This is a genomic window from Azospirillum formosense (assembly GCF_013340925.1).
GTDB lineage: Bacteria > Pseudomonadota > Alphaproteobacteria > Azospirillales > Azospirillaceae > Azospirillum > Azospirillum formosense.
The window spans coordinates 1-8461 of sequence record NZ_WHOR01000256.1 but is presented as its reverse complement, the minus strand read 5'-3'; the positions used below and the strand labels follow the sequence as shown (position 1 = coordinate 8461).

Annotated in this window: 6 protein-coding genes; all 6 read right to left on the bottom strand. The window is 66.1% G+C overall.

Annotated features, from left to right (window positions below; all coding sequences use genetic code 11):
• The coding region (locus tag GBZ26_RS23885) for a DUF4347 domain-containing protein (RefSeq protein ID WP_174440993.1) at nucleotides 1–2229 on the bottom strand (2229 nt) is incomplete at its 3' end.
• A 444-nt stretch (nucleotides 2230–2673) separates the two neighbouring features.
• On the bottom strand, nucleotides 2674–4248 hold the full coding sequence (locus tag GBZ26_RS23880) for a hypothetical protein (RefSeq protein ID WP_174440992.1): 1575 nt from the start codon (nucleotides 4246–4248) through the stop codon (nucleotides 2674–2676).
• Nucleotides 4249–4309: 61 nt separating this feature from the next.
• A complete protein-coding gene (locus GBZ26_RS23875) occupies nucleotides 4310–5116 on the bottom strand; it encodes an HAD family hydrolase (RefSeq protein WP_174440991.1) in 807 nt (268 codons plus the stop codon).
• Nucleotides 5113–7188, bottom strand: coding sequence for a phosphoribulokinase/uridine kinase (locus GBZ26_RS23870; RefSeq protein WP_174440990.1), 2076 nt, complete (start codon nucleotides 7186–7188; stop codon nucleotides 5113–5115). The genes GBZ26_RS23875 and GBZ26_RS23870 overlap by 4 nt, the downstream gene beginning before the upstream one ends.
• Complete coding sequence (locus GBZ26_RS23865; protein WP_174440989.1) at nucleotides 7179–7763, bottom strand: phosphatidylinositol-specific phospholipase C/glycerophosphodiester phosphodiesterase family protein; 585 nt, start codon at nucleotides 7761–7763, stop codon at nucleotides 7179–7181. Before GBZ26_RS23865 ends, GBZ26_RS23870 begins: the two co-directional genes overlap by 10 nt.
• Nucleotides 7764–7826: 63 nt before the next feature.
• Nucleotides 7827–8461, bottom strand: a 635-nt coding sequence (locus GBZ26_RS23860; RefSeq protein WP_174440988.1) for a glycosyltransferase family 2 protein, incomplete at its 5' end; no start/stop codon positions are given.

Below are 8461 nucleotides of genomic sequence, written 5' to 3'. Positions count from 1 at the left end.
GTTCGAGGGGGTCCCACTCAAGGTGATCCCGCTGCCGTTCACCTGGAACTGGTCCGCCGTGAAGCTGCCGGCGAAGCGAAGCGTCACGTCGGCGCCCGCCGTCGCGTCGGTGCCGATGCGCAGGTAGGTGACGCCGTTCACCGTCTCCGCCTGGACTTGCCCGGCGGTGAGCTGGCTGCCGTTGCCGGCGGTCACCGCACCGGCCATCGCCGTGCCCGTGATGGTGAAGACGTCGCCGCCGGTGGCCCCGGTGATGCTGGCGAAACCGTTGGCCTGGGCGGCGGTCATCGTCACCGTGTGGCGGACGCCGCCGACCAGATCGAGGTTTTCCACGCTGGTCAGGGTCATGCCGGAGATGTCGATCTGCGGCGTCGCCGTGGTGATCTTGTTCTCCGGGTCGGCGACGTTGTCGGAGCTGATGCGCAGCGTGTCGGTGCCGGCGCCGCCGTCGAAGGAAACCGTGCCGGCGTCGCTCTGCGCGGCGATGATGAAGGTGTCGTTGCCGGCACCGCCCTGGATGATGTCGGCCTCCGGCAGGGGATCGTGCGCACCGCTGTAGAAGACATCGTCGCCGTCGCCGCCGATCATCGTGTCGACGCCCCAGTCGCCGATCAGCGTATCGTTGCCCGTGCCGCCGTCGAGCATGTCGTTGCCGCCGCCGCCGGCCAGCAGATCGTTCCCGGCCTCGCCGTACAGCATGTCGTCGTCGGCCCGCCCGAAGGCACGGTCGTCGCCGCCGCCGCCGTAGATCGTGTCGTTGCCGATGCCGCTTTCCATCGTGTCGTTGCCGGCGCCGCCGATCTCGACATCGTTGCCGCCATGGCCCCAGAACCAGACGCCGTCGTCGTTGCCGACCAGCCGGTCGTCGAACTCGCTGCCGATCCAGCGCTCGATGTTGGTGAAGGTGTCGCCCGCGGCATCGCCCGTGCTGTTCGCCGGGTTGCGCAGATCCAGCACGACGCCCGCGGTGGCGTTCGCGTAGGTCACCTCGTCGAAGCCGTCGCCGCCGTCGAACACGTCGGCTCCGGCGCCGCCCTCCATGGTGTCGTGGCCGATACCACCGATCAGCGTGTCGTTGCCGGCACCGCCGTTCATCAGGTCGTTGCCCTGGCCACCGTCCAGGCTGTCGTCGCCGTCACCGCCGTTGATGGTGTCGGCGTCTCCTTCACCGAACAGGGTGTCGTTGCCGGCACCGCCGTCGAGCATGTCGTTGCCCCAGCCACCGTAGATCAGATCGTTGCCGGCCTCGCCGTAGAGCACGTCGTTGTCGGCGCGGCTGTAGATCTGGTCGTCACCGGCACCGCCATAGACGGTGTCGTTGCCGTCGCCGCTCTCCATCGTGTCGTTGCCGGCGCCACCGATCTCCACGTCGTCGCCCGCATGGCCCCAGAACCATACCGGATCGTTGCCGGCCACCATGGTGTCGGCGAAGTTGGAGCCGATCCAGCGCTCGACGCCCGTGAAGCTGTCGCCCGCGGCGTCGCCCGTGCTGTTCGCCGGATTGCCGATGTCGATGACCATGCCGGAGGCGGCGTTCTCATAGGTGACGACGTCGAAACCGTCGCCGCCGTCGAACACGTCGGCCCCGGCGCCGCCGTCCATGGTGTCGTGGCCGATGCCGCCGATCAGCGTGTCGTTGCCGCCGTTGCCGATCAGAATGTCGTTGCCGGCACCGCCGTTGATGTTGTCCGCCGCGTCATCGCTGGTCAGCGTGTCGTTGCCGTCGGTCGGCGTGCCGGTCACGGCCAGTTCATGAGCCCAGCCGCGCGCACCGGCGCCCTCGACCCCGGCGAAGGGGGAGGGGGTGAACACCGGCGCGGTGCGCACGTCGAGCTTCCAGGAGGCGCCGCGCGCCGCCGGACCGACGGGACCCGAGGAGGCCGCCACCGCGGCGCCTGTGGCGGCGGCCAGCCGGCCGAGGAGAAGGCGGCCCTCCTCGCCCGCGCCGGCATGGCAGGCATGGAGGTGGATCTCGGTGCCGCGTGCGTCCGGCCAGGAGCGGTCGAGCAGCGACTGCGCGTCCAGCGGCTGGGCGCCCAGCAGGACCCGCCCCGGCTCGCCATGGGCGACCAGATGCAGGACGGACGGGCGCGCGGCAAGCGCCGCAGCCAGCACGGCGTGACCATCGTCGGTGGCGGAGACGAGCATAACCTGAACGTCGGGACGGCGGTGGCTGAGCAGCCCGTCGAGATCCTCAAGCCCAGCGTCCGCGATGATGACTTCGTTCAAGGGAAACTCTCCGTAAATTTTGTTGTGATCTTTGGGATGCTCGACCGCCTCACCCGCGTATATGGCAAAGCGTGCGACTTCCTATGACATGAATTTTCCAGGTATACTCCTGCAATTCCCTAATAAGTAATAATCCCTAGTCCTCGCATAAAATGACTTTTCTAGATGATCTCTGTCCAACAGTGGGCATTCTTCGGATAAATGACTTCGCATTAACTTAAATCTTTTGAGCGCGCCGAGGCATCCTTGAGGAGAGGAGCAGGCGCAACCGATAGCATCACGGGGCATTCCGTCGCGTGCGCACACGGATGGCGATGACACGGATGCACCGCCTCCCCGGTCGGGGGAGCGGTGCGGAAATCCGGGTGGTGGCGGTGTGACGAGGGCGGCGAAAGGCGGCTATCCAAAGGGCCGGATGGAACCGGCCTGCCGCGGCGGCAACCCTCAGTTCCGGCGAAGGTACAGGATGTAAGGCGTGTCCAGGCGCACCGGCGTGTAGCAGGGCGCGGCCGTGCAGGCGGCACCGTCGGCGACGGTCACATGAGGGGCCGCCTCCGCGTTCAGACTCGGCACGCAACCGGTTATGGCGTCCTGGTTCGGAAGAACCGGCAGGCCGCCGATGTGCTCGCAATAGCCGATGATGACATCATAGCCCACCGCCCAATCCTTGAACGATCCCCAAAACCGCACGATCTGGCGGGTCGCGTCATCGGCGGGAAGAAACAGGTTGGGATCGTAGCCGACCCGCAAGGGGCGATTGGCGTCGGCCGCGTCGGCCCGCAGCTGCTTCTCGATGGCCATATATTCGGCTTGCTGTACGACAAACGCGGGTTCGGCGGTCCGGTGGGCGAGACGATGATAGGCGGCAAGGGCCACCGGCAGGCTGTGCACCAGATTGGCCGTCATCACCAGGGCGGTGACCCAGACCAGACGGACACGCTCCGGACCGCGCCATAGCCGGTCGGCGCTGACAAAGGCACCGGCGATGCACAGCGTCATGCCCACCTGAAGGTAGAAGTCCCACAACCGTTTGACCCCGAACATGATCGCCAGGACCAGAAGGAGTCCGCACAGGAAGACGAACGGTCCGTCGATCCGTCGGTCGGCGGCGAGGGTGCCGAGAAGCCGTCCAGGCCTCCGCCAGGAGGACGCGGGCAGGGCGGCGAAGGCGTGGAACAGGGCGAGGGCCACCGGCAGGACGAGCGCCGCGGCCACGGCCACCCCCGTGATCCATGATCCGGACAGCCAACCGTTCAGGATCAGTTGCCCCCAGGACCAGAACGTCACCGTGGCCGAATCCGCGCCGTGGCCGGTGTTCAGGAAGGTCCATTCCAGATAGGAAGCGATCCCCTCTTCCCCAGTCAGCACCACCGGGACCGACAACAGGAAGCCGACCAGGAACCACGGGAGCGTGTTGAAGACCACCAGGAACAGTTTCCACAGAGGATGCCTTGTCTCCAGCGCGGCGAAGGCGAAAGCCATGAAGACCGGCAGCAGGACGATCACCGATATCTTCGCGCCGAAGGCCAGACCGAACAGCAGCCAAGGCCATCCCACGACCTTGCGGCGACCGACCATCATCAGAAGGAACAGCGCCAGGAACAGGATCTGGAGCGGCTCGGGCTTGGGCATCGTCGCATAGTAGCTGGTGGTCGGGATGACCATCAGCGACACCAGGCAGACGAGGCGCAGCAGTCCGTTGGCGATCAGGCCGAACGACAGGATCAGGAAACCCGTCCCCATCGCGATGGGCAGCAGCATGCGGGTCGCCGCGATGACCGCGGACTCCCCGCCCAGGGCCTGCACCGGCCAAGCGACCAGGGCCGAGAGGTAGAACAGGGTGCGGCCGTAGCGTTGTTCCGGCCCCATGACGGCATCGGTCAGATCGTCGAACGTCGGCGCGCTCAATATTCTCATGACGCCGTCGAACGTGATCAGTTCGTCCATGAACAGGGCGTAGCGGCCAACCGCAAGATCAAGGTTCGCCCACAGGGTCACCCCGATGAAGCCGGCGAACAACAAAGCTCCAAGCGCACACGCGTACCGGCGATCCCGACCGACCATCATAACGTCCCTTTGATCACATGCTCATGATGGCGTTTTCGGGAAGCCCAACCGGCCGTCCATCCTCATGGGACGTCATCCAGCCCCGCTGCACGAACAAACGGCGCAGTTCGCCGAACTCATCGAACACCGCGTCAGCGGCCTGCGCGCCTTCCGCGATCCGAACGCCCGCATGGCGCTTCTGGAGCGTGACCATGCCGAATCCGCGCCCGCCCTGGACATCGGCCACCGGGTTGTCGCCGATCATCCAGCACTGCTGCGGGGGCACCCCCAGCTTGTCCACGGCCAGCCGGAAAGGCGCCTCGTGCGGTTTGTCATGCCCGGCCTCTTCCGACGTGACGACGTAGTCGAAACAGTCGTCCAGACCGAAATAGATGATCTTGCGGAACTGGATCTGCGCAGTCAGATCGGTGACGATCGCCGTCTTGATGCCGATGGACCGGAGATCCAGCAGGAACTCCCTCACCTCCGGGAACAGGGTGCTGGCGTGCAGAAAGGTCCGCCAGTAGGTCTGCTCGATGTCCAGGGTCGCCAGCAGCTGGGTTCTCATCCCCAGGATTTCGATGGCCCTCTGGAAGTACAGAAGGCGGCTGTGGGAACTGGCCGTCTTGCCGAGCCGCTCCTTGACCTCCTTGCGGGCGACGCGGAAGGCCTCCTGGAACTCCTTGCGCGACAGGCCCAGCAGCTTGCAGGCCTTGCGTTCGGCAGCCTCCGTCGCCTGCTCGTGCGCCGCGTCGTAGTAGTAGAGGTTGTTGTCCGTATCGAAAACAATGGCTTCCGGAACGTGCGCGAACGTCTCGGGGCGGATGAGGGAGAGTGTCATTTCGCAATCCGTCTGCGAAGGTTTTCGTCGATTTGCATAAGGACGATCAATTGCATGACCCCAAGCACGTTGGAGTGCCAGAGTGGCGTGACGTCCAGCAACTCGTCCAGGTTCGGAACCAGATTGGCGGCGGCAAGGCCAATGTCCTCGGCCCAGACGTCGCCTTCGATGATCATCTCCGCCGTGCGGCCTTCATCCAGCATGTCCATGTCGAGCTGCACGCCGCAAATGGCGATCAACGCCTTGGCCAGTCGTTCTGGGTACAGGCTGTCGCGGATGAGCACGCGCAGCTTCAGCGGAACCGGATGATCCTTCAGGCCGGCCAGATGCCCGGGGTTGACCGCGGCGACCTGGAAGACGAGGTCGGCGTTGGCCATCTGGGGTCTGATGTAGGCATCGCTGTCGGGCTGCCGGCGGGCCATCTGGGCGCGCACCGCCGCCGGGTCGTGCCCCCGCTTGGCGACGTCGCGCCGCATCTTCCAGAAGAGGCGCAACTCCTCGTCCGTCTCCAGGAAGATCCGGACGTTCAGACGTTCCAGCAGGGCGGGCGGCAACAGGGTGTGCAGGCCCGAGACGACCAGAACGTCGTTGCTGGACAGTGTGATCGGCGGGCTGAAACGGCCGGTGTGGTGGTCGTAGATCTGACCGACGGCCTCGCGTCCGTCGAGTGTGGCGAGCACATTCTCGGTCAGCCTGGGCAGGTCGTTGGCCCGCGGGTTCAGATGGGTCACCGCGCGCCACATCGGGGCGCCACGTGCCCATTTGTGATAGCCGTCGCCCAGAATGTGCTGGACCGAATGACGGCCGAACAGCCCTTCCAGCGCGGCCGCCAGCGTGTCCTTTCCAGCACCGGAATCCCCGGCGATGCCGATGGCCAACGGCTTCCGGCTGAGACGGAAATAGTCGTTGTGCTGAATGCCGTTCCGAAACATCCGGATGCCCAGGACGCAGCCGACCGCGATCACCATGGTGAGCCACACCGAGCGGGCATGGAGGGACAGGATCTCCGGCACCACCGGGGTCGCGATCCCCAGAAGCGGCAGGCTGGAGCCAACGGTGGTCAGCGCCAGCAGCGGCACCGCCATCACCGAGAACAAGCCCACCAGCCAGTAGCCGGCACGGTCCGCGCTGATCTGGTAGACGACCAGAAACGGAAACGCCCACAGATACCAGCCGGGGGAAGCCGGCGTCATCAGAACCAGGGTCAGGAACGTCACGCCGGTCATCGACAGGAGCAGCGAGAAGTTCGTCCGGCGCAGCCGCCACGTTGCGTAAAGCATCAGTGAAAAGGCCAATGGAACCAGATAGATCACCAGGCCTTCGCTCTGCGGCAGCGCCAGCCAGTACAGCTTGGCGGTTTCCGGAGTTTCCAGCACCATGTCGCGGTAGCCCGGTGACAGGAGAGGCAACAGCCCCAGCAGCGCCGCCACGCCGCCGAACGCCTTTGCGAAGGGCTTCAGGCCGCTGCGAAGCCGCTTGTTCTGCCACAGATAGATTCCGAAGAAGGGCAGGGCCAGCAACATGCTGAACTTGGCGGCGCAAGCCAGGGCCAGCAACAGCCCGGCTTGGCGAAACCGCCTTTTCCCGATCTGATGGAACGCGCCCATCATGATCGCGACCGGTACGATATCGAGCTGGCCATGCCAATAGGTGACGTAGAAGACCAGCGGCGACAGCCAGTAGGCCAGGGTCAGCAGCGCCCTGCGCTCAGGAAACATCCTCCGCAGGACCAGCAACCCGGCGACGTCGAACGCCAGCAGCGTCAGGCGAAGGCCGAGCCCCGCCAAGGCCATCTCCGCGCCGAAGGGCAACCCAGCCAGCCAGCCGATCAGCGTCAGCGGCAGGAAGGCCGCCAGCATGACGGGTCCATAGGGAAAGCTCAGGGCGTCGCCGCCGTGGGCCAGAAAGGACGACCAGGGGTCCAGGCTCGGCGCCCCCATGGTTTCAGTCAGGAAAGGGACGAACCACGTCTCCTGGATACCCGGCACGAGAACAGCCAGCAGCAGGCCGCGCAGACCGAGACCCAACAGGAACCAGGGATCGCGCGCCAGCCCGGACGGGATCAACGCCATGCCTCGGGTTCCTTCGTGCACACCGCTTCGGCCATGATGCCTTCGCCATCCAGAATCCGGCGCATTTCGGTGATTCCCTCCGTCCCCCGTCCCTGCAGTTCGGGCGAGACGAGGCAAAGCTTCAGCCCGGCCTCCTGCAGACGCCGGGCGTCGGCGCCGGACAGCGGGAAGCGGGTGAAGCAGTCAACCCAGACCCAGTCGATCATGCCGGCCAGGCTGAGGGCGGTGTCTACGGATTCGAATTCCGACACGCGGACGGCGCAACGCCGCTCACCGCGCCGCGCCGTCCGCACCAGGAAGGGAAAGGACTGGTCGAGGAAGAAGAAGTCGGCGATGCCGCGGCGCTCCATCAGCGCCAGCAGCCGGTCCTCCAGCCCTTCCTCCTTGACGTTGAGGATCAGCGTGCCGTGACGGTAGGCGGCAACCCACGCCTCGAAGTCCTCCCCATCCACGAACGCGTCATGGTGGATGATCAGGCGATCGCCGTGACTGCGAATGTCCACTTCGATGCCGTACTCCTCCGGCGTCGCCCGCAACTCGTCGATGGTGTTGCGGCGGTGGCGGATGATCTTCATTGCCGTCTCCCTAACAGCCGGAAATTGCAGGAACCTGTAGCCCCGTGCCGATACCGGCGTTTCTCAAGAAATCCGCTTGCGCAAAGCCAGGCTGAAATCGACGGTGCGCCGGATGAACTTCGCCTTGGCCCGCCAGTTGACGTTCCAGTGCGAGACCCCGTGGGCGCGCTCGCCGAACAGCACGGGGAAGCGCTTCACCTCCAGCCCCCGGGCGCGGGCCATGTAAAAGGCGTAGAGGTCGAGCGAGAAGTCGTGCGGGGCGTCGTCCCAGCTCTCGAAGAAGCCGCGGCCGAACAGGGTCGGCTGGGCGTTGATGTCCCACATGGGCTGGCGCAGCAGCAGCGTCTCGAACATGCCCATGCCGGCGGTGAAGACGGCGTCGCCCAACGGGCGATGCTGGCGCCGCCCCTTGACGAACAGCCGGTCGGGGTCGGCGGCCCCGTCGAACAGGGCGAAGCCGGTCAGGGCATCGGCGGGATCGGTCTGCATGTCGGCGTGCGTCCAGCCCAGGACCCGGCCGCGGGCGGCGCGAAGGCCCGACAGGATGCCGAACCCGTAGCCCTGGTTCACCTCGACGCGCACGCTGCGGGCGAAGGGGTGGGCGGGGCGCCGGTCGCGCCGGGCCGACGGCGGGGCGTCCGTTGGGGCGTTGGCCACCAGCACCACGTCGACGTCCGGCCGGCCGGACGCCCCCCCCG

What these genes read in the sequence shown, in the direction of transcription:
- GBZ26_RS23875 (WP_174440991.1), bottom strand. Translation starts at nt 5,116, where the DNA reads ATGACACTCTCCCTCATCCGCCCCGAGACGTTCGCGCACGTTCCGGAA.
- GBZ26_RS23870 (WP_174440990.1), bottom strand. Translation starts at nt 7,188, where the DNA reads ATGGCGTTGATCCCGTCCGGGCTGGCGCGCGATCCCTGGTTCCTGTTG.
- GBZ26_RS23865 (WP_174440989.1), bottom strand. Translation starts at nt 7,763, where the DNA reads ATGAAGATCATCCGCCACCGCCGCAACACCATCGACGAGTTGCGGGCG.